11 protein-coding genes and 1 pseudogene are annotated in these 23,026 nt (G+C 66.4%); 8 read left to right on the top strand and 4 right to left on the bottom strand.

Going from position 1 to position 23,026, the window contains the following annotated elements:
- Positions 1-2 precede the first annotated feature (2 nt).
- The 3 genes from C4S73_RS21800 to C4S73_RS21790 are packed head-to-tail and all read left to right on the top strand — an operon-like array spanning position 3 to position 4,509.
- Positions 3-1,130 (top strand): ABC transporter ATP-binding protein, encoded by a 1,128-nt coding sequence (locus C4S73_RS21800; RefSeq protein WP_244595717.1) that lies wholly within the window; start codon positions 3-5, stop codon positions 1,128-1,130.
- Positions 1,127-3,250 (top strand): ABC transporter permease, encoded by a 2,124-nt coding sequence (locus tag C4S73_RS21795; RefSeq protein ID WP_103874634.1) that lies wholly within the window; start codon positions 1,127-1,129, stop codon positions 3,248-3,250. Before C4S73_RS21800 ends, C4S73_RS21795 begins: the two co-directional genes overlap by 4 nt.
- A gap of 2 nt (positions 3,251-3,252) precedes the next feature.
- Positions 3,253-4,509 (top strand): aminotransferase class III-fold pyridoxal phosphate-dependent enzyme, encoded by a 1,257-nt coding sequence (locus C4S73_RS21790; protein ID WP_103874633.1) that lies wholly within the window; start codon positions 3,253-3,255, stop codon positions 4,507-4,509.
- A gap of 289 nt (positions 4,510-4,798) precedes the next feature.
- Here the strand turns inward: C4S73_RS21790 and C4S73_RS21785 are convergent, their stop codons facing one another.
- The 3 genes from C4S73_RS21785 to C4S73_RS28780 form a co-directional block, all read right to left on the bottom strand.
- Positions 4,799-9,790 carry a hypothetical protein gene (locus C4S73_RS21785; RefSeq protein WP_103874631.1) on the bottom strand — a complete coding sequence of 1,664 codons (4,992 nt, stop codon included), beginning with the start codon at positions 9,788-9,790 and terminating at the stop codon, positions 4,799-4,801.
- Positions 9,787-10,146, bottom strand: a complete 360-nt coding sequence (locus C4S73_RS21780; RefSeq protein WP_103874629.1) for a hypothetical protein — start codon at positions 10,144-10,146, stop codon at positions 9,787-9,789. The genes C4S73_RS21785 and C4S73_RS21780 overlap by 4 nt, the downstream gene beginning before the upstream one ends.
- Before the next feature lie 349 nt (positions 10,147-10,495).
- Positions 10,496-11,575, bottom strand: a complete 1,080-nt coding sequence (locus C4S73_RS28780; RefSeq protein ID WP_244595720.1) for a tetratricopeptide repeat protein — start codon at positions 11,573-11,575, stop codon at positions 10,496-10,498.
- Between the two features lie 34 nt (positions 11,576-11,609).
- Between C4S73_RS28780 and C4S73_RS28775 the strand changes: the two genes are divergently transcribed.
- On the top strand, positions 11,610-11,783 hold the full coding sequence (locus C4S73_RS28775) for a hypothetical protein (RefSeq protein ID WP_244595721.1): 174 nt from the start codon (positions 11,610-11,612) through the stop codon (positions 11,781-11,783).
- Positions 11,784-11,953: 170 nt separating this feature from the next.
- Here C4S73_RS28775 and C4S73_RS28770 read toward each other — a convergent pair.
- Positions 11,954-12,079 (bottom strand): annotated as a pseudogene (locus C4S73_RS28770) (winged helix-turn-helix domain-containing protein); the annotation flags it as partial.
- Positions 12,080-12,546: 467 nt separating this feature from the next.
- Here C4S73_RS28770 and C4S73_RS21770 point away from each other — a divergent pair.
- From C4S73_RS21770 to C4S73_RS21755, 4 genes are all read left to right on the top strand, one after another.
- Positions 12,547-13,362, top strand: coding sequence for a hypothetical protein (locus tag C4S73_RS21770; RefSeq protein WP_244595716.1), 816 nt, complete (start codon positions 12,547-12,549; stop codon positions 13,360-13,362).
- Positions 13,363-13,730: 368 nt separating this feature from the next.
- Positions 13,731-14,180, top strand: a complete 450-nt coding sequence (locus C4S73_RS21765) for an invasion associated locus B family protein (protein WP_244595715.1) — start codon at positions 13,731-13,733, stop codon at positions 14,178-14,180.
- A gap of 57 nt (positions 14,181-14,237) precedes the next feature.
- Positions 14,238-16,016, top strand: a complete 1,779-nt coding sequence (locus C4S73_RS21760) for a ShlB/FhaC/HecB family hemolysin secretion/activation protein (RefSeq protein ID WP_103874623.1) — start codon at positions 14,238-14,240, stop codon at positions 16,014-16,016.
- 8 nt (positions 16,017-16,024) lie between these two features.
- On the top strand, positions 16,025-23,026 hold a 7,002-nt coding region (locus C4S73_RS21755), incomplete at its 3' end, for a GLUG motif-containing protein (protein WP_160115873.1).

Raw genomic sequence — 23,026 nt, 5'->3', positions numbered from 1 at the left:
ACGTGATCGAACTGGCGGCTCCGCCCCTTGCCGCGGAGCGGCCGGCCCTCGCGAAGGGCCGGCCGCATCTGGCGGTGCGCGACATCGTCAAATCCTATGGTGGCGCCAGCCGGGCGGTCGACGGCGTTTCGCTCGATCTCGCCAAGGGAGAGTTCGTCACCCTGCTCGGCGATTCCGGCTGCGGCAAGACGAGCCTGCTGAGGATTATAGCCGGCTTTGTACAACCCGATGGCGGGCGCGTCCTGCGCGCGGAACAGGACGTCACCGAGATGGCCCCGGCGCGCCGGCGCATGGGCTTCGTCTTCCAGTCCTATGCGCTGTTTCCAACGAAGACCGTCGCCGAGAATATCGGCTTCGCGCTCACGATCGCCTCGCGCGGCCGCGACGAGCGGGAGCGCCGCGTCGCCGAGCTGGCGCGTCTCGTCGAGATGGAGCGACTGCTCGAACGCTATCCGCATGAATTATCCGGTGGCCAGCAGCAGCGCGTCGCATTGGCGCGCTCGCTCGCTTCCGATCCCGAGGTGCTGCTGCTGGACGAGCCGATGTCGGCTCTGGATGCCCGCATCCGCGTCAAGCTGCGCACCGAACTGCGCTCGATCATCGACAGGCTCGGCATCACCACGCTTTACGTGACGCATGACCAGGAGGAGGCCCTGGCCCTGTCCGACAGGGTCGCGGTCATGCGCAACGGACGCATCGAGCAGATCGGCACGCCGGCCGAGATCTATCACCGGCCCGCCTCCACCTTCCTGGCCCAGTTCATCGGTGTATCCAACCTCGTCGAAGGCCATGCGGTTGCCCGCGGTGTGGACGCCTATGGCGAGATCTGGCCCTTGGTATTCCCGCCCCGTATCAAGCCCGGAGAACGCGTCACGGCGGTCTACCGGCCTGAACATATTGCGGTAGTCGCGGCGGCGGGCCCCGAAGCAATGGGGCTCACAGGGCGGATCGCGAGTTCCGCGTTCCTCGGCGCGGTCCTGCGCCTCACGGTGACACTCGACTCAGGCCGGACCGTCATCGCCGACTGCCCGTCGCATGAGGCCGAGCGGATCGGCGGACGCGGCGCGCCGGTCGCTGTCGTGCCCGATGCGCGCCGTGCGGCGCTGATTCCCGGGCGGAGTCAGCCGTGACACGCCTGCTGCGCCAATTGCCGCGTGCGCTCGCAAGCGGCGTCGTCGCGCTGCTGCTGGTGGTCTTCATCGGCGTGCCGATCGGCGCCGTACTGGTCAACAGCTTCGTCATCTCCGGCCCGATGCCCCCAGTGCGCCTCAAGGCGGTCACGGCCGATGCGCTCGCCCGGCTGCCGGCGGAGGACAGCGCGGCCTTGATACGCCGCTGGAGCGAAACGGCGACCGAGCCGGAACGCGTCGAAGCGGGCGCGACCGCGTTCCGGCTCGCCGGGCTTGCGCCACCCTGGGATCGCAAGGCGCCCTATTCCGATCAGGCCATGGCGATGCAGACGGCACTGGTCGCCCTGACGCCGCAGGACCGGGCCGAAGTCGTCGACAATCAGGTGCTCGCGCATGTGATGCTGCACAAGCGGACCGCGCTCGCCTTCAGGGTGAAAGCCCTGATCGGCCAGCAGGCGTTCGACACGCTGCGCAACGGCTCCGAGGAGCGCTGGGGGCTCGACCACTATCTCAAGGTCTTCGAGGATTCCTATCTCCGAAACGCCGCATTCAACAGCCTGACGCTCGCCGGCCTGTCGGTCCTCTTCACGGTCCCCCTCGCCTTCGCGCTCGCTTACGGCATCAATTGCGGCGGTGTTCCCTGGCCCTCCGCGATGAGAGGCGTCTTCCTGATGCCCTTGGTCGCGCCGCCGGTACTGATCGCAACCGCCACCGTGATGCTCTTCGGCCGGCGCGGGCTGGTGACGCATTCGCTCCTCGACCGGGGGCTCGGGCTGATCGATGCCGACGAGACCAATCTCTACGGCCTGCTGGGCGTGGTGCTGGCACAGACATTGTCCTTCATGCCGGCGACGCTGATCATTCTCGACAACGTTCTGCGCCGGCAGGACGGCCGCATCGACGAAGCGGCGGCCGGGCTCGGCGCCGGCCACTTCACCACCTTTCGCCATGTCACGCTGCCGCTGGCCCTGCCCGCGATCAAGCGCGCGATCGTGCTCGTCTTCATCATGAGCCTCACGGATTTCGGCAATCCGCTCATTCTCGGCCGCGACACCCCCGTTCTCGCCGGCATCGTCTATGACGAGATCACCGCCTACAGAAACACGCCGCTCGCGGCGGCGCTCTGCGTCTGGATGATCATCCCCTCCCTCCTGCTCTATCTCGGCCTCGAACTGCTCGGGCGCCGGAAGGGCTATTCGAGCGCGAGCATCGCGGGGCGCTCCGAGCTGCCGATGCCGCGCTCCTGGCGCATCGGCCTGACCGCGCTGGCGGGAACGGTCGCCGCGCTGATCTTCGCGGTCTACGGCACCATGGCGCTCGGCGCGGTGACGAAGGTCTGGGGCAGCGACTGGGGCCTGACGCTCGGCTACTTCACCGGCGAAGGCGTCAAGATCGGCCTCGCCGGCGCGGGCTATGGCAGCTCCGAGCGCGGTCTCGACCTCGTCTGGGAAAGCCTGCGGATCGGCGTGATCGCGGGCCCTCTGGGCGGGCTGTTCGCGGTGGTGATCGCCTATGTCGTCGAGCGCCTGCGGCCGCCGGGCGCCAACCTCATCGTCTTTCTCGTGCTGGTACCGGCGATCCTGCCCGGCATCATCTTCGGCATCGGCTATATCGTGGCCTTCAACCTCCCCTTCGGCATTCCCAGCCTGTCGCTGACCGGCACCTCGGCGATCCTCGTCATCAACGTGCTGTTCTCGAACATCTTCGTCGGCGTTCTCGCCGCCCGCGCAGCCCTGCAGCGCATAGACCGCTCCATCGACGAAGCGGCCGAGAGCCTGGGCGCAGGCCTCGTCTCGCGCTTCCTGAACGTCACATTGCCGATCCTGCTGCCGGCCCTGCTGCTCGGCATGCTCTATGTCTTCATCGACGCGCTGACGACGCTGTCCTCGGTGATCTTCCTGGTCTCCGGCAACCACAAGCTCGCCTCGGTCGCGATCTTCAACCACGCCAGCTCAGGCGAATATGGCTATGCCGCCGCCAAGAGCCTCGTTCTGCTGGCCTTCGCGCTCGCAGCCATCGGCCTCGCCAGGCTGGTCGAGAAGCGCAGGGAGCCTGGCCGGCGCCGGTTCTCGCTCCCGCGCGGCCTGGGCCTGCCACGCTTCCCGGCACTCTCGAAATGACCATGGCCATGACCGATGATCTCGTATCGCGCGACGCTGACGCCTTCTTCCACCAGAGGGGGTCGAGTCCCTGCCTGTCGGCATTGCGCGCGGCGGAGGGCATCTGGCTCGAGGATATCGAGGGGCGGCGCTTCATCGACCTGCACGGCAACACCGTGCACCATATCGGGCATAGTCATCCGGAGGTGATTGCGGCGTTGAAGCGTCAGCTCGACACGCTGGCGTTCTCGCCGCGCCGCTTCACCAATGAACCCGCGGTCGCGCTCGCCGAAAAGCTGCTGGCGCACTGGCCCGGCGCGCGCGCCAAGGTACTCTTCGCGACCGGCGGCTCGGATGCCATCGAGATCGCGCTGAAGCTGGCGCGCGTGGCGACGGGCCGCCATGAGACGATCTCGCTCGAAGGCTCCTATCACGGCCATGGCTTCGGCGCCTTCGGCCTGTCGAAAGCCGCTGCCGATCCGCGTCTCGGCCCCTTTCTGCAGGGGCGCCGGCATGTGACGCCCTATTGGGTGCAAGACGGCGCGCGGCGCATGCTCGCGGAGATGCGCGAAGCCTTCGCGCAGTCGCCGACCGGCATCGCCGCCGTGGTGGCCGAGCCGATCCGCTCCAACTGCCATGTCCCGCCGGACGGGCTCTGGGCTGAGGTGCGCGAGCTCTGCGACCAACACGGCACCCTGCTGATCTTCGACGAGATTCCGTCCGGCCTCGGCAAGACCGGCCGCTTCTTCGCCTTCGAGCATGTCGGCGCCATGCCCGACATGGTGGTGCTGGGCAAGGCGCTCGGCGCCGGGGTCCTGCCGATCGCCGCCATCATCGCCGACGCGCGGCTGGATATCGCCCCGGAGCTCGATCTCGGCCACTACACCCATGAAAAGAACCCGCTGACCTCGCGGGCGGCCCTGACCGCGATCGAGATCGTCGAGCGGGACGGCCTGGTCCAACGCGCCGCCGAGCTTGAGCAACGCATCAGGTCGCGCATCGCCGCTCTCGCCGTCAAAGCCCCTGCCATCGTCGGTATTAGAGGGCGCGGATTGCTGCTCGCCCTGGAGTTCGACCCTGCGGCATTCGGCATGAATCCCGGGCCGGCATTCGCCGCCCGGCTGGTGTCGAGCTGTTTTGCAGCCGGCCTTTCGACGACATCCAAGGGCCCCGACAGCATCGGCTTTTCCCTGCCCATGACCGTGACCGACGCCGAGCTCGATCTGTGTTTCGAACGGCTCGAAACAGCCGCCGCGACGTCGCAACTTGAGGTTGCCTGACTTCCACCGGATCCAGCTGGGTCAGCCTGCGAGTACAAATGCGCCTTTGCGACATTGTTCGGCGCGCTCCGTCCGAATGGAGAGCGCGCTGAATTCACACGGAACCACGCGTGTCATCCCGGGCTTGACGCGGGATCCATGCCGGAGCGCTCGCGATCGACGTTCAGGTATGGTTCCCGGCTTTCCGCTCCGGCCGGGATGACCCGCGTTTCAACGGAAACGCAGCATGATCTGAAAAAGGGGCGCCTTTCTCAGGCGCCCCTTTCTGTTGCGTGGCCGGCCCGTCTGGTCAGACGAAGCGGAAGTCGTCGGCCTGGAGCGAGGCGAGCGTGACATTGGTCAGGGTCAGCGCGGTCTCGGCGTCCAGCGTGATGACGACGTCGCGTCCGGCCTGCGTCGCCGCCGCGGTGAAGGCGGCGTAGTCGGCAAGCAGGCTCGTGGCGAATTCGAGCTGGTCGGCACTGCTGCCGCTGGCCTGGAAGTCGCTGATCACGTCGCGGCCAAAGCCCTTTTCGAAGACGAAGACGTCGTGGCCGGAGCCGCCGGAGAGCCGGTCGTTGCCGGCGCCGCCGTTGATCCGGTCGTCGCCCGAGCCGCCCCTGAGGTCGTCCTCGCCGGCGCCGCCCGAGAGCCGGTCATTGCCGGAGCCGCCTTCGAGCAGGTCCTTGCCGTCGCCGCCCTCGAGCGCATCGTCGCCCGAGCCGCCCCTGAGCGCGTCGTCGCCGGCGCCGCCCGTGAGACGGTCGTTGCCCGAGCCGGCATCGAGCGTGTCCTTGCCCGCGCCGCCATCGACGATCTCGTCAGCCGCGCTGCCGCGCAGCTGGTCGTCGCCCGAACCGAGCCGCACGCTCTCGATGCCGCTGAAGCGATCGCTGCCGATGCCGCCGCCCGAGGCCGTGCCCGCCTGCCAGTTCACGCTCACCGAACCGGTCGCATCGGAAAGATCGAGCGTATCGAAGCCCGCCCCGCCCGCGATCGTATCGTCGCCGCCCGCGCCCTTCAGCAGGTCGTCGCCCGCGCCGCCATCGACCGTCTCGTTCGCCAACGAGCCGATGAAGACGTCCTGCCCGGCGCCGAGCGCGATCGCGCCGGTCACCGCCGAGCCCTCCAGCAGCGTGACGCTGTCGTCGCCGGCCCCGGTGACGATGCCGCCGGCGATCCTGCCGCTATTGACCAGCGTCAGCGTGCCGGTCGCGGTCGCATCGGCAGCGATGCCGCCGGTGATCTCGCCGGCATTGTCGAGCCTTGCGCCATTGAGCGCGCCGCTGAGCGTCACCGCCGCAACCGTGGCGCCGGCCTCGACCGTCAGGCGATGGCTGCCGCTCAACACCGCCGTGCTGGCAAGAACCGCGCCGGCCTTGACGCGGATGTCGTCAAAAGCCTCGCTCTCAGCAACCGACCAGCTGCCGGAGCCGACCACCAGGTGCTCGACGCCGGTGACGGTGTCGAGCGTGCCGACGCCGCTGCCCGAGAGGATGAGGCTGTCGGAGCCCTCCCCGCCATCGATCAAAGCAGGCGCGCCAGCCCCGATCGCAAGCTCGATCGTGTCGTCGCCGGCGCCGGCGTCGATCCGGTCGTCGCCTTCGCCGCCGAAGATCAGGTCGGCCCCGTTGCCGCCGCTGATGACGTCATCGCCGGCGCCGCCCTCGATGCGGTCGTCGCCGTCGCCGCCGTCGAGCGTGTCGTCGCCCGCGCCGCCTTCGATGCGGTCGTTGCCGTTGCCGCCAGCGAGCGCATCGTCGCCGTCAAACCCGCGGATCACGTCGTCGCCGGCGCTGCCGGTGATGATATCATCGCCTTCGGTGCCGGCCAGGATCGGCCTCAGATCGACCACCGTGACGTCGTCGAAGCTCAGGCCCACATTGCCCCAGGAATAGAGGGCGAAGGTTCCCCTGGGATTGGCATGGTCCTCGATCGCATAGGCGAAGAGGTTCACCCCGTCGACCAAGGCCTGGATTTTCTGGTCCTTGATCTCGACACGCAGGTTGAAGACCTGACCGGGGGTGTATTTGCCCGGCATCTGCATGATGACCCGCTCCACCCCATTGCTGACGCTCAGGAGCTGGAAGATGCTGCCGGCGCCGTTGCCGGCGGAGCGATCATAGGTGCCTTCCGCGTTGAGCTCGATCTTGTAGTAGTTCTTCGCGTCGACATAGTGGACGAGGAAACCGAGCGCGCCGTTATCGGGCGTCTTGATCATGGCCTCGACGGCATAATCCGCCCATTCCTTCGCGGCCGGATCGTTGTAGACGGCCTGGGTGCCGCGGCGCAGCATGTTGACGCCGTCGCCGAGCGGGCTCCAGCCGCGCTTCCAGTAATCGGCGTTGGTGGCGCCGCTCCAGGTGAGTTCGCGGCTCTTCAGGTCGGAGAGCTGCACGAGCTGCCCGTCCGTGAGCTCCCATTGCGACGACTTGCCGTTCGCTCCGACACCGCCGAGTTCGCCCTCGTCCACGATGGTCCAGCGCGCCAGGGCGCTAGCATCCGCGAAGGTCTCGGAGACGAGCACCTGGCTCTTCGCGATTCCCTCCACCAGCTTGGTGTCGGTGGCGGTCTTGCCGGTCGTGTCGGTGACCGTGAGGGTCAGCGTCTGGCGGCCGACGCTCAGATTGGCGTCGGCGGTCTTGCCTTCGGCCACCACATTGCCCGTCTCATCCGTCCAGACATAGCTGGCGATGTCGGCGAGCCCATAGGAGCCATCGGCCTCGAGCGAGACGGTCACGCGGCCATCGCCGTCGAGATCGATCACCCGCGCATCGTCACCCGCATGCGCCGTCAGCGCGACCTTGGTCACGGTGACATTGTCGAATTGCGAGCTGCGCTGGTTGTTCGAGTAGAAGCCGACCGTGCCGCCCGCGAGCGGGGCCGTGTCGGTCACGGTGCCAAAGAGGCTGTGGCCGTCGAGGAAGGCGTCGATCCTGCCATCCACCATGGCGACCTTGAGCGCAAAGTCGCGGTTCCAGGGCGTGCCGCCGGTTTCGCTGGCGAGCACGGTCTCGACGCCGTTCACCAGCTTGACGAGCTTGCGGCTGTTGGTTTCAGCGTCGAGGACGAGTCGGTAATGGTTGGCAGTGTCCTTGAAGGCGAAGACCAGCCCGATCCCGTCATTGTCGGTGGCCCGCAGCGTGGCCTCGTAGACATAGTTCGACCAATCCTGCGCGGCCGGATCGTTCCAGACGAGGATGTTGTTGGCGGAGTCGCTCTGCTCGAAGACGCGCCCCTCGGGCGCAGCCTGCTGCTCGGCCGTCGTGGTGCGCGCAGCGGCGGAGCCCTTCACCAGGAAGTTGCTGGCGCCCGGGATCGAGGCGATGATCCCGATCGACTTTCCGAAATCATCGGAAAGGGTCGAAGACGCAGAGCTGAAATTGATCTGCGACGACAAGTCCGACGGGGGGGTGGCGACGATGCCGCCAGCCTTCGGACCGCCGAGCGCGCCCATCTCGGCCTCGCTATAAATCTTGTCGGTGATCAGCACGCTCGACACATAGGCGCCGGAGGTTTCTCCGCTCTCGTCCGCGAACAGGAAGAACCCCTTGTTCAGATCGAGCGCATAACGGGCATAGTTGCTGCCCGACATCGGCGTGTCGCCGACCTTCACACCGTCGATATATTTGCTGATGAGTACGCTGGTGCCCTTGTCTTCGACGGTGAAGGCCACCCGGTGCCATGCGCCATAGGTAAACGCGCCCTCGTAATCGCTGTTGATGCCGATGCCGCCGCTGGCTGCGTTCGCCTGCTTGAGGAAGAGCTCGCCATCCGTCCGGTTGGTCAGATCCGTCTGCAGGAAGGAGAAATACGCTCCCTGTCCGGCTGGTACGAGCAGATCATAGACCAGCGAATAGGATTTCAGCACCGTGCCGGCGGGAAGCGAATCCGCGCCTACAACCCCGACGATCTGGGATGAGCTGAGAGCCGGAATATAGGTCACCGTCGCGTCGCCGCCCGGAAGGGCCGGCAGATTGAAGCTCGACACGGTGCCGGTCTTCGTGGCGATGCCGACGCTCGGCTTCACCCAGCCATTCCTGTTCGCGTCATTGAAGCTGTCGAGAAGCAGGGTGTTGTCCGTGCTGACGATGGCCGTCACGGTGTCGGTCGTCACATAACCGGCCGTGTCGGTCACGCTCAGCGTGAATTCATGCCGTCCGGCCTGGAGCTCGAGGGTTGGCCTGGCGCTCTCCGAGAGGATATTGCCGTCGCGATCCGTCCAGCGATAGGTCAAGCCCGTGTCGTTCCCCGGGTTCAGCGTCCAATCGCCGTCGAACGTGACCGACGCCTTGTCCTGCCCCGCTTCGGCCTTGACGAATTTATCATTGCCGGCCTTGGCCATGGCCATGAGCTCGGGAGTGCCGAGATCGACGTTCTCGAACACTTCCTGGTGACCGCGATAATAGCCCGTCAGCCCGTCGCGATCGAGCTCCGGCTTGCCCCGGTAACCGTCGAGATAATCGTCGAGTTCGGTGAAATAGGTCGAGGTAAAGATCGTGTTGTTTTCAGGGTCGATCGTCACCAGCCGGATGGCGCCGTTGCCGCCGCGAGTGCCGAGGGCCTCATTGCCATTGCCGGTGATCTCGCGCGAGATGCCGTTCTGGTAGTTCACCAGCGTCTCGTGAATGGGATTGCCGTACTGTGAGTAGCTGACATTGGTCTCCGCGCCATCGCCGAAGATATGGCCGGAGAAGGTGAAGGCGACGTTGGGATATTTGGCCGAGAGCATGCGGTAGACGGTCTCGCCGTCATTGGCGCCCTGCGGATCGGTGCGCATGCCGTAATCAGCGCCCGTGCCTTCGTCGTAGAGCGACAGGCTGGCGGGATCGTGGCGGCCGGCCCAGCTGGTCAGCGAATGCGAGATGATCATGACGCGATGGTCGAGATTCGTCTCGATCACCTCGCCCGCCCAGCGGATCACGTCATCGCGCGGGCCGAACTCCATCGACAGGATGAGCCATTTGGTGCCGTCGGTCGCGGTGAAGGTATGGTAGTTATTGCGGCTCGAGGCCGATTCCTGATCGTAGACGCCCCCGAAAGTGCCGGGATTGGTCGCCGCCTGTTTCTCGGGCGAGAACACCGTGTCGAGGAAAACCGAGCTGTGATCGGCCGCCGATCCGCCGCTGGCCTGGTCGTGATTGCCGGGGAGCAGCGAATAGGGGATCTTGCCGTCGAGCGTGCGCATCGCCTTCTCGGCAATGGCCCATTCGCTTGCCTGATTGTTCTGCGTGACGTCGCCGACATGGCCGACGAACTGGATGTTCAGCGACTCCTTATTGGCCGCCAGCCAATTGGTCATATTATAGAAGGTCTGCGGCGGGCGTTATTGAGGTTCGTATCGGTATAATCCTGCGTGTCCGGAAGGATCGCGACAGTGTATGCGTTCTCGCCGGTGACGCGGGCGCGGACGTTATCGGTCACGCTCTGGCCTGCCGCGTCGGTCGCGACGATCTGGAGATCGCTGTGGCCGAGCGTATCGAGCAGATCGATGGTGAGCGTGCTGCCCTCGACCCGGGCGGCCGCGACCTTGTCGTTCGTGCCGGTGACCGAGAAGGTCAAACCCGTGCCGGAGAAGATCTGGCTCAGATCGATGACACGATCGTCCGAACCGCGTTTTGCGATGAAGTCGAGGATCGGTTTCGCGATCGTGGTCATGGCGATGCTCCTGTTCAGGCTCAGGCCGCGATCCGGCCTGCAAAAACTGTCCGGCCACTATCCGCGGATGCGGTCGAGCCGACGGGGCATCGTTAAAAATCGGTTATGACACTTGGTTGAATCACGCGGGAATGCAGATATTCAAAGATTCGATACCCGCCATCGGTTCTGAACCGCCTCCGGTTGGAGGAAGGCGCGAAAGGCGCGAACGACGCAGCAACCAAGCGCCCTCCTCCGCGCCAACCAAGGACGGTGCTGCTTGCGGGGCGTCATCACTTCGGCGCGAGACGAAATCATAGCGCCAAGATTTTACGCTGTTCGCTGAGTCACGTCCTTGCAAATGATGGGCTCAATGCTCGGGCAATCCAGCCGCGAGAAATGCCTTCACGATCCATTCGGTCGCTTTGATGAAGACCGGGCTGGCGTTCTTGGGGGGCAGGAGCACATTGCCCAGGTTGGACCCCGGTCGCAACGCCATGGCCTTATCCATGGCCGCTTTCGCTTCTGCCGGCTGATTCAACCCCGTATAGGCGGCAGACAGCAGCATATGGCTGCGCCCGGATGCCGGGGTGATGGCGATGGACTTTTTGAGCCACGGCAATGCGTCTTCGCTGCGGCTCATCAACAGGTAGGTCATCCCCACATTGAGCTGCCAGGTCCAGCGGGAGACCTGCGGCGTGTCGTAGCGATCGGCCTGCTTGAACGAGGCGAGCGCTTCCTCGAAGCGTCCCGCCTGAAGTTGGGCGAGACCGATATGGGTCAGCGCCGGTGCGTGCCACGGATTGAAGTTCAGCGTCCTGGCGCAGACCACCAGGCTTTCGGTGAATTCATTGATGGCGTTGAGGAAGCGGCAATAGGCGTCGAGGACCGGGATGCTGCTCGGCTTGACCCGCAAGGCGCGTTTCAGGATCGATTCTGCGCTGGCCTCGGCGGCGGCGCTCTCCGCCGGATCGTACCAGACCATCTGAACGCCGCGCATCTGAAGGGCCGCGAGCGCAATGGCGAGATCGACATTGTCTGGATCCTCGCCGAGCGCCTTTTCCAGCATGGATTGCGCCGTTGCAAAGCGCTCTCGCGACGTCTGAGTGATGGACGCGGTGGCCTGCTCGATCACGACCTTGGCGCTGCCGGCCGACGAGCGACCCTCGGGCGTGACGGGCTGCGTGTCGGCATTGATGAGGGCATTGATGCGCAGCGCGAGCGGATAACCGACTCCCGCAACGAGCCGGGATTGCTGCAAGCCCAAGTCGGATTCGTCCACCACCCCGGAAACCGGCACGGTCCAGACGACCTCGCCGGTCGCCGTCCGTGTCATGCGCGCCTGCGTCTCCCAGGAGCGTTCGGTTTTTCGAAGTTCGCCGCTCACGACGTAGTCCGCCTGCTGCCTGCTCTGCGGCGCCACGACACGGATGTTGTCGATCTGCGCCAAACGGTCTGCGAGACGGGTCGTCATATTGGCCGCCATGGCCGCAGCGCCGCCGTTTTCGTCGCTGGTGGCGATCGGCATCACGGCAATCGAGGGCGTCCTGGCTGCCAGGGGGAGCCCCGGAGCGGCCGTCATCGCGACGATGACCAGTCCGAGGATGACGCCGAGCCCGACGATCGCGACCATTGCGCGGCGGCGCAGCCCGAACTGACGCCATGGCGAGACAGGATCGACCGCAGGACCAGCCTCTTTTGAGATGCGGGGCGCGGGCGACGGCGCCTCCACGCCGCAGGTCGCCGGCTCGGCCGACACCTCGGCCTCGAACACGTACCCGCTGCCGGACACGACCCGGATCAACTGGCGTCGATCGTCGCCAAGCGCGGTTCTGATCTCCCGGATGCATTGAAACAGGCTGTCTTCGCCGACATGGACGTTCGGCCAGACCGCGTCCATCAATTCCTGCTTGCTCAGCACGCGTCCGGGATTGGTGACGAAGAGGACGAGCATCGCGAGGGTTTTCGGCCGGAATTTCACGGCTTCGCCGACGGGGCGGCGCAATGTGGCGCGCTGCCGATCCAGTTCAAAACCCGCAAACCGCAGCAACATGCCTTCAAACGCCCCGATTATTCCGCCGTGCAGCTACATCAAACGACGTTGCGGCAATGTCAAAAACCCAGCCCGGGGCGCCGCCTGAAGCAAGATATCAGAAAACTTTCAAAAAATGCGCGGCTTCCTTTCAGGACGAAGCGGATGTCGAAACCGTAGTTGGGTTTCCGTTACGACGTCCAAATCCAACGTCTTGATATCGGCGGGGGATCCGCCGGTCCGTCGCGGCAACAACTGCGTGAACCGGGAAGCGAAACGATCGGCCCATGGCGGTGAATGCCAACCATGTCTTGGCGCATCCAGCCCTTGGCGCCTGCGCTCGCAGCCAGGCGCAGGCGCTTCTGCTCCTCCATCAGGCGAGCCCACGCGTGGCATCGCCGTTTGCGACCCAGCAGCGCTGGCTGATGTCGCAAGCGGCGCTCGCGCAATACTTCCGCAACGAAACCTCCGAGCCGGGCAGCGGCCTGCTGGCGGAGCGGGTCGGCGAACTCGTCGTGCGTCACGATCTCGCCAGCCGCAATACCGCGGCGGCCTTCGTCAACGAGATGCTGAAATACGACATCCTGCGCCACATCGCCTGCAGCCAGCACAAGCGGAGGCGGCCGTTCGAACCGTCGCCGTCGACACTCGCCTTGCTGCTGCAGTGGCTCGCAATTCATCTGACGACTTTGGACGCGCTCGATGGCGGCCAGCGGTCGGCGGCGTTGTCCGCCCAGCCGGCGCTTCTGGGCGCGATTCAGCCGTTGATCGCCGACGGCCTGCTGGCGTCGCGCGAGGTTCGCCAGCCCGACAAGACCTTCTCGCTGTTCACCTGGGTCAATGATGGCGGCGTGGTGATGGATCGCCTGATCGCCCGTTGCAGGCTCGAAGAAGGCGAGACCGAAACAGGCATCGTCGAAGCCGGTCTGGGGCGGGTGACAACCGACGTGACGTCTGTGTCAGGGCTCGCACGGCGCCTCAACCTGTCGCGCACCCAGCTCGGACGCAAGCTCGCCACCGCCGAGGCGATGGGCAGCATCGGCTGGAACGGGACGCGGGGCCGTTCGCCGCTCTGGATCTCGGACGGCTTTCGGCGCGAGTATCACGCGGCGCAGGCCGTGAAGCTGGCGATCATCGATGCGGCCTTCGAAGCCTGTTTCGAAGGCGCGCACGGCCCGGGTCTCAGCAATGCCATATCGGCGTGAAGCCAGCGACGAGCGCCGATCTGACCATTTTTGGGGGGCGGCCGTTTTCTGCGGGCTGCCAGCTATGCGGCCCAAAAGCCGCTCTCTATCACGACAATGCCAGCGCGAGGGCTGCGTCTCGTGGCGGCGCGCCTCACGAAGCGCGCCGCGCTGACAACCGAACGCCACACGTCGCTGGAGTCTCCATGATCCGCCGCTTCCCAACCCTCGGACCTCTCGTTCGACGCGCAGGCGTCCTGCTCGTGACGGGCGCCTTCCTGTCGGCCCCGTCGGCACTGGCCCAGCCGGTGGGGAGCAAGACAGCTGCGCCGCCTGCGGCAGTCCCAGCCCCTGCGGCAGTCCCGGCTCCCGTCCCGTCCGAGCCGGGCGTGACGACGGCGAGCTTCGGCGACTGGAGCCTGCGGTGCCAGCGCCTGGACTCCGATGGCAAGGTCGGGCGTGTCTGCGAGGTCAGCCAGGCCATTCAGGTGCAGGGGCAGGCCGCGCCGATCGCGCAGGTCGCGATCGGCCGGCTGAAGCCGGCGGACCCGTTGCGTCTGACGGCGGCGCTGCCGGTCAGCGTCTCCTTTCCAAGCAGCGTCCAGATCGCCTCCGACGAAAAGGACGTCAAAACAGTCGATCTGCCCTGGCGGCGCTGTCTGCCGAGCGGATGCTTCGCGGACTCGGCCCTGGACGACGACGCGCTCAGGCGCTGGCGCGGCGCGAGTCAGGCCGGCCGCATCGTTTTCAAGGATTCGTCGGGACGCGAGCTGACGATTCCGTTGTCGTTGCGGGGCCTGGGCCAAGCGCTCGACGCGCTCGCGAAGGAACGTCTCTGACCCCATGCGAGCCTCAGGACAAGCCGCCAGAGATTGCGCCGGCGTCGCGTGTCCGCGATGACCGCTCGTCGTGTCCTGCGTCGCCTTTGCGCGACATTTCTCATCCTCGGTCTTGGGGTGCCCGCCGCCTTCGCGCAGACGGCGTCGCAGATCACGCCTGCCACGGTGCGCCCGCAGGCGCGAGCTGCCCTGAGCGAGGTCGTGGTTCCGGAGCTGTCGGGGCCCGACGCGCCGAAAGGGGCCGAGCGGCTGAAAGTGCGATTGGCCGGCGTCGTGATCGGGGGCGGTGGTTTTGATGCCGCCGACGCGAGCGTTGCGGCGGCGCGGGCGGCGTTCGGTGAAGCGCTGACGAACCAGACCGTCACCGTCGCGCAGATCTTCGCGGCGGCACGCGCCTTGGAAGCGGCTTACGGGCAATCCGGCTATGTGCTGACCCGCGTGGTCGTGCCGGCGCAGAGCCTGAAGCACGGCGGGACGCTGAAGATCGTCGTCATCGATGGCTTCATCGAGCGAATCGAGACCAAGGACGTGCCGGAGCCGGTCAAATCCCGGATCGAGGCGGTGCTGGCGCCGATCGTCGGGCGGACATCCCTCAGATTGGCCGAGATCGAGCGGGCGCTGGTGCTGGCGGGCGATGCGCCGGGGACCCTGCTGAAATCGACCCTTGCCGCCGGCAAGCAGCCGGGGAGCAGCATGCTGGTCGTCGAGGCGCGGTACAAGCCCGTCACGGGCTCGCTCAGCATCGACAACACGCTCGGCCCGTCGCTCGGCAGGGTCAATCCGGCGCTGGCGTTGCAGCTGAATTCGGCCTTCCGGCTGGGCGAGCAGCTCTACGTTCAGGTCGCGGGCTATCCGGACCTCAGCGGCAGCCATGGCTTCTTCCGGTCGAACCCGACCAACCGCCAGCTTGCGGTCGGCATGGTGCTGCCTCTGGGTGCCGATGGCTGGAGTGCCAATATCGAGGCGATCCGCACCGATACCGCCCCCAATGCGTCGGCCGGCCAGCAGTTCTATTCGCAGTTCGAGCGCTTCTCGGCCCGGCTGAAATACGCGGTGGTCCGCTCGCGCAGCTTTAACCTGTCGTCGGAACTGGCATTCGACGCCGAACAGGAAACCCTGTCCCTCGTCGTGCCCGTGGCGGCCCCGCTCTCGCTCGATCGGCTCAGGGTGTTGCGCAGCACCACCGAGATCTCCGGCCTCACGCCGGGCGGAGCGTTCATGTCGGGCAGGGTCATCGCCTCGCTCGGGATCGACGGGCTGGGTGCCCGCGATGCAGCCGGCGCGACGGCGGAGCTGCCTCTGTCGCGGCAGGGGGCAGACGCGTCGTTCGGCAAGCTCGAACTCTCCGGCCGCTACAGCCAGCTTCTCGCCGAGCATCTCGGGCTGGACCTCTTCGCCCGGGCACAGACCTCGTTCGGCAAGCCCCTGCCGCGCGCCGAGCAGATCGGCATCGTCGGGAGCAACGCGCTCTCGACCTTCGACGCCGGCACGTTCCAGGGCGACAGCGGCATCGTCGGCCGGGCCGAGCTGTCGTCGCCATGGGCGGTGGATCTCGGCACCGGCGCGGCGAGCGTTTCGCCTTACGCCTTCGGCGCCATCGGTTCCGTCTGGCTGATGCAGCCGACATCGGTCGAGCGCAGGCAGGTGACAGCTGGATCCTTCGGCCTTGGCATTCGCTTCGGCGCCGCGCCGAACCCGCCGGGCAGTCCGCAGACCAACGACCTCAGCGGCTTCATTGCCCAGGCGGCGCTGTCGCTCGAATGGGGTCACCAATATCGCAACGACGGCAGAGCTGCCGCCGACCGCTTCACGATATCGTCCGCACTCCAGTTTTGAGGCGTCGCATGACCCGCTTTGTTACGCCCGTCGGCCGTCACTCCAGGCATCGGCTGCTTCGCTCGCTGCTGGCCTCCACCGCGCTCGCCTCCGCGAGCCTGTTCCTGGTCGGCCTCCCACGGATGGTGGCGGTCGCGCAATCGCTGCCCACTAGCGGCACGGTCGCAGCAGGCGCCGTCACGATCAATCAGGCTGCGCCGAACCGGCTCGTGGTCAATCAATCCTCCGCCGCGGCGGTCACCAATTGGCAGTCCTTCTCGATTGGAACAGGCAGCAGCGTCGCCGTGGTCCAGCCCTCGACGTCGGCGGCGATGCTGGCGCGGGTCACCGGGACCACGACCTCCACCATCGCCGGCAGCCTGACGGCGACGGGCCAGCTCGTGCTGGTCAACCCGAACGGCATCTCGATCACGCCGACCGGCACGGTCAATGCCGGCTCCGGCTTCGTGGCGACGACGCTCGGCATCTCCGACAGCGATTTCCTCAACGGAAAGCGCGGCTTCACCGGCAATGGCGCATCGGGCGCCGTCTCGAACGCCGGCACGATCACCGTCGGCCCCGGCGGCTATGCGGCGCTGATCGGCGGCACGGTCGACAATGCCGGCACGATCTCGGTGCCGATGGGCAAGGTCGGTCTCGGCTCCGGCGAACTCGCCACGCTCGACTTCTCCGGCGACGGCTTCCTGCAGGTCGGCGTGCCCACGAATGCCCCGGGGACCGGAGCGCTCGTCTCGAACTCGGGCAAGATCAGGGCGAATGGCGGCACGGTCGAGATCAAGGCGGCCGCGGCCCGCGATGCGGCGCGGCAGGCGATCAACATGTCCGGGGTCGTCGCGGCGCGCTCGGTCTCCGGCCGCGACGGCAACATCACGCTCGATGGCGGCCATGGCGCGGTCGTGGTCGCCGGCAAGCTGAACGTCGCCTCGCGCGATGGCAAGGGCGGCCGCGTCACCGTCACCGGCCGCGACATCAAACTGGCCGGCGCCACGCTCGATGCGTCGGGCAAGACCGGCGGCGGCACGGTCAGGATCGGCGGCGACAGGCAGGGCAAGGGCACGCTGGCGCGTGCCGAGACGGTCTCGATCGATGCGGCCAGCACGATCAAGGCCGACGCCACCAGCACCGGCAATGGCGGCGATGTGGTGGTGTGGTCGGACGTCAGGACGGCTTTCGCCGGCCTGATCTCCGCCAAGGGCGGCGCGCTGTCTGGCGATGGCGGCGAGGTCGAGGTCTCCGGCAAGGCGCTGCTCGACTACACCGGCTATACCGATCTCTCGGCGGCGAACGGCCGCTTCGGCACCCTGCTGCTCGACCCCTACAACGTCACCATCTCCGGCGACGCAGACAGCAACGCCTCCGGCTTCACCGCGACCGGCAACGACAGCGTCATCAGTGTGGCAACGCTGCAGGCCGCGCTGGCGGGCGCCAACGTCTCGATCTCCACCGGCTCGGGCGGCGCACAGGCCGGCAATATCACCGTCGCCAACGCGATTTCATGGACCGCCGGCACGGCGCTGACGCTGACCGCCGCCAACGACATCACCATCAACGCCCCCATCACCTTCGGCGGCGCGACGGGCGCGGGGCTGTTCCTCAACGCCACCCACGCCCTGGCCATCAATGCCCCGATCCAGGTGCGGGGCGCGGGCGCGGTCGCCCTGAACTACAATCCCGCTTCGACGTCCAATCTCTCGTTCGGCCTGACAGGCAGCGGTTTCACCGGCAGCCTGACCTATCGGTCGTCCACCGGCGCCGCCCTGACGTCCGGCGCCGGCGGTACGCTGAGCATCAATGGCAAGGCCTATACGTTGCTCTATTCGATGTCTGACGTCGAGACCTTGCCGGGACAGAACTTCGGCGAAGGTTACTTCGCGCTGGCGCATGACCTGGATGCCAGCGGTCGGACCTATAACGATGCGCTGATCGGGAACACCATCTCCGATACGTTTTACGGAACGCTGGAGGGGTCGGGGCACATCATCTCCAACCTGACGATTATCTCACGCGTTTCAGGTCCGATAGGGCTGATCGGCCGCCTCGGCCGCTACGGCGCGGCGGGCAACGGCACGGACGGCGTGGTGCGCAACATCGGTCTGGTCGGCGGTTCGGTGGTCAGCGGCGGAATTGGCTTTGAAAGCCCCGAGGGCACCGGCGGGCTGGTGGGAGCCAACAACGGCGGCACGATAAGCAACGCCTATAACACAGGCACGGTCAGCGGCGAATTCCGGGTCGGCGGGCTGGTGGGCGTCAACACTGAAGGCAGAATCATCAGCTCATATGCCACCGGTGCGGTCAGCGCCGTGGCGGGCCCGAACGCCCACGACTCCATTGGCGGGTTGGTGGGGGCGAGTATCGCCGATCCCATTCACAACTCTGGCCTCGTCATGGTGACCAACTCTTATGCCACCGGTACGGTCAGCGGCGGCAGTTATGTCGGTGGACTGATTGGCTCGTCCGGTTTTTCAGGGGGCGGGTACGGCGGCGTCGTTACCGACGTCTATGCGACCGGCGCGGTTCACGGCACCGGCAACTATGTCGGCGGGCTGGTGGGGTTTCACGACGGCAGATTGACCAACGCCTATGCCACCGGCGCAGTCAGCGGCGCCGACTACGTCGGCGGGGTGGCGGGGCGGTACAACGGTGACAGCCCCTTCAGCACCGATATTCTATATGCCACCGGCGCGGTCAGCGGACGCAATTTCGTCGGCGGACTGATAGGTCACAACACCAGCGGTCTGCGCGGCTCCCATGCGACCGGCGCGGTCACCGGCACCGGCGACTATGTCGGCGGGCTGATCGGCACGAACATGGCCTATCTGGAAGCCATCTACGCCACCGGCGCGGTCAGCAGCACCGGCAACAACGTCGGCGGGCTGGCCGGGGAGAATCAGTTGGGCAGGCTGACCGGTGCCTATGCCACCGGTGAGGTCCGCGGCGCCGATAGTGTCGGGGGGCTGGTGGGGCTCAACTCGGGGCGGGTCATCGATGCCTATGCCACCGGCGCGGTCACCGGCGCCAACCATGTCGGCGGCCTGGTGGGGTTGGGATTCTGGGCCCGCGAAGGTATCAGCGGCACTGTGACCAATGCCTATGCCACCGGCGCGGTCAGCGGCAACACCAATACCGGCGGACTGGTGGGCTTTGCCACCTCCGGCACGACCAGCAATGCCTATTGGGACACCCAGACCAGTGGGCAATCGACCAGTTCCGGCGGCGGGGCCGGCCTGACCACCGCGCAGTTCCAGTCGGGCGGCGCCGCCGCGCTGGGCAGTGCCTTTGCCGGCGGCGCGGGGGGACTCTATCCCTACCTGGCCAGCTTCTATCCGGACGGTGTACAGGCCATTTCCGGCTATGCCTATTCCAACGCAGGAACGACACCGCTCGCCTCGGGCCTGGGCGGCGCGCAATACGTGTTCGCCAGCGCCGGTGGCGCCAACCTGGCCCCGGTGACGACCGGAGCCGACGGCTACTACTACATCCTCATGCCCAACGGCACGCTGGCCTCCGGCGGAACGCGGGTCCTCGCCTATACCACCGCCAACAATGCAGCCACTGGCACCATGACTGGCGCCAACCTGGTGCAGGCCGCCGGCACCGCCGCCGGCGTCGACCTCTATGGCGGCTATCTGCGCTCATCGACCACATCCACGCTCTATTCCACGGCGCAGAGCGAGCGTGCGAGTACGCTGGCTTCGCTGAGCAGCGCCCAGCAGGGCGCGCTGGCGGCACTCGCGCCCTTCTACATCGCCACCCATGCGAGCGGTTTCACGCTCGACCAGACGCTCGACCTCTCGTCCGGCTTCGGCGTCCAGACCACGGCCGGCGGGCTGACCGTCGCGGCATCGATCACGCTGGCGGGCAGCAATGCGCTGACCATGGCCTCGGCCGGCGACCTGGCGATCAATGCGCCGATATCCGTCACCGGCGGCGGCCAGGTGCGGCTGAGCCATTCCACCGCCAACACAACCACCGGCGGGCTGACCTTCGGCGCCGGCAGCGCCCTGACCTTTGCCGATGGCCAGAGCGGCCAGACGCTGCATGTCAATGGCCATGAATACATGCTGGTGCGCTCGATGGCGGGTATCGAAGGCATCGATAACCAGACGGGCCGCTACGCGCTGGCGCATGATCTCGATGCCGGCCCGAACCGTATGGGGGCCGTGGCCACCATCTTCAATGGCACGTTGGACGGGCTTGGACACACCATCTCCAACCTGACGATCAACGACATCCCTGTCGAAGACATTTCATTCTTCCACTACGACTATGTCGGGCTGATCGGACAACTTACCGGCACAGTCCGCAATATCGGTGTGATCGGCGGCTCGATCACCGGCAGGAACTATACCGGTGCCCTGATCGGCTACAACCAGGGCCTCGTGCAGAACGCCTACGCCACCGCCCGTGTCACCGGTTACAATCTTGACCTTGACGCGAGCTACACCGGCGGCCTCGTGGGCAGCAACGCTGGCACGGTGAGCAATTCCTACGCCGCCGGTATCGTGAGCGGCACCAGCGTAATTGGCGGCCTGGTGGGCGAGAACAACGGTTTGATTGTGGCCTCGCATGCCGCGGGCACTGTCAGCGGCTTGCGCGTGATCGGCGGGCTCGTCGGCTTTCAGACCGGCACGATCAACAATTCCTATGCCAGCGGCGTGGTCAGCGGCATTGGGGATGTGGGGGGGCTCGTCGGCAGCAATTCGGGCAACGTGGATTCGAGCCATGCCTCAGCCACGGTGACCGGTTCCGGCGACAATATCGGCGGCCTGGTGGGCAACAATTCGATCCAGTCCGTAAATCTTCAGCCAAGGGTGGGCAATTCATACGCCACCGGCGCGGTCAGCGGTCGCGACAATGTCGGCGGGCTGGTCGGATATAATTTGAAGGATGTCCGTGGCAGTTACGCGACCGGCACGGTCAGCGGCCGCGACAATGTCGGTGGACTGGCCGGGTACGGCCAAGGCAATGTGTTCGGCAACCATGCCTCCGGCGCAGTCATTGGTTTCAACAATGTCGGCGGGTTGCTGGGATATGGCTCGGGGGCAGATTCCTACGCCACGGGCGCCGTCACCGGCATCAGCAACGTCGGTGGGCTGGCCGGATCTGGGGGGGTGGGGCGCTCCTACGCCACGGGCGCCGTCACCGGTACCACAAATGTGGGCGGCCTGGTCGGATCGGGCAGCGCGAGCGAATCCCATGCCAGCGGCGCCGTCACCGGCTCGGACAATGTCGGCGGATTGGTCGGATATCACACGGCGGGAGAGTCCGTGTACCAGAGCCATGCCACCGGCGCGGTCATCGGCATCAACAATGTCGGCGGGCTGGTCGGGCATTCCGATCAGGCGGCGTCGTCCGCTTCCTACGCCACCGGCGCCGTCAGTGGCGTCAACAGGGTCGGTGGGTTGGTGGGATACCTGTCCAAAGGTCCGGTCGGCTACGGCTCGACGGGCTTATCCTTCGCCACCGGCGCGGTCAGCGGCGTCAGCAATGTTGGCGGCCTGGTCGGGGAAAGCTACAAGGGTAATGTGGGCTTCGCCTACGCGACCGGCGCCGTCAGCGGCACCAGCAATGTCGGCGGCCTGATCGGCAAGACTTCCGGTGATCTGGGGAACAGCCAATACGGCTATGTGACCAGCACTTACTCGACTGGCGTAGTCAGCGGCACCACCAATGTCGGCGGGCTTGTCGGGCTCAATGATCTTGCAACCATCACCAACGGCTATTGGGATATTCAAACCAGCGGCCAATCCGGCAGCGCGGGCGGCACGGGGCTGACCACCCGGCAGTTGCAGGGCCTCGAACCGCTCTCGGGCAGCACGTATTTTTCCGTCGCGGCAAATCTGACGAACTATTTTTCGGGTGGCATGGACGGCGTCTATCCGTTTCTGAGCCACTTCTATCCCGGCTATGTGCAGGCCATCTCCGGCTATGCCACCACCGGCACCGGCGCGGCCGCCGTGGCGGCGCAGGTTGCCCTCTACCAGGGTGGCAACCAGCTGGGCGGCACGATCTCCACCGGCGCCAATGGCTATTACTATGCCATCGTCGCTCCCCATACGCTGGCCTCGGGCGGCAGTCTGGGCCAAAGCATCACGCTCGCCGGCGCCACGGCGCCCAGCGGGCTGAGCTATAGCGATGGCCTGACGATCGGTGCCAATGGCCATCTGGCAGGCCTGTCCATCGCCTCGGGCTGGCGCGACATCACCTCCGCCGCACCGACCTGGTCGGCGCTTATCACAGCGCCGATGACGGCCTTCGGCACCGACCGCTATGCCGCTCTCGCAACCTCGCTGGCGTCCAGCTCGATCAGGGTCAATGCCACCGGGGCCGGCGGCTTCACCCTCGACAGCGCGCTCGCGCTCGGCAGCAATGACGTTACGCTTGTCGCCAATGGCCCGCTCACACTGGCCGAAACGATCACGGCCAACACGATCACGCTCGCTTCGGGCGGCGCCTTCACCAACATTGCCGGCGCCAATGCGCTGAACGCGGGCAATCGCTGGCTGGCCTATTCGGCCAACCCCGCCGACAACAGGCTGGGCGGGCTGACGCCGGGCTTTATCCAGTACAACGCGGCCTATGGCGTCACCCCCGTGGCGGAGACCAGCGGCAATGGCCTGCTCTATACGCTGGCCCCAGTACTGACCGCCAGCCTCACGGGCGCGACCACCAAAACCTATGACGGCACGACCACGGCGACCCTGGCTTCGGGCAATTATGCGATGTCGCCCACGGTCGGTGGCGACAGTGTGACACTGACCTCGCTCGCAGGCATCGCCTATGACACGGCCAATGCCGGCACCGGCAAGATCGTGACCGCCAGCGGCCTTGATATTGCCTCGGCCAGCAATGGTGCGATCAACGTCTATGGCTATCAGCTCGCCTCGACCACCGCATCGGGCGCCGTCGGCATGATCACCCCGGCGACGCTCACCTATGACGCGATGACAGCGACCCGCCTCTACGGCGACGCCAACCCGGCGTTGACCGGCGCCGTCACCGGCTTCGTC

The sequence above is a fragment of the Allobosea lathyri genome (assembly GCF_900108245.1).
Lineage (GTDB): Bacteria > Pseudomonadota > Alphaproteobacteria > Rhizobiales > Beijerinckiaceae > Allobosea > Allobosea lathyri.
This window is presented reverse-complemented; position numbering and strand designations above follow the sequence as displayed.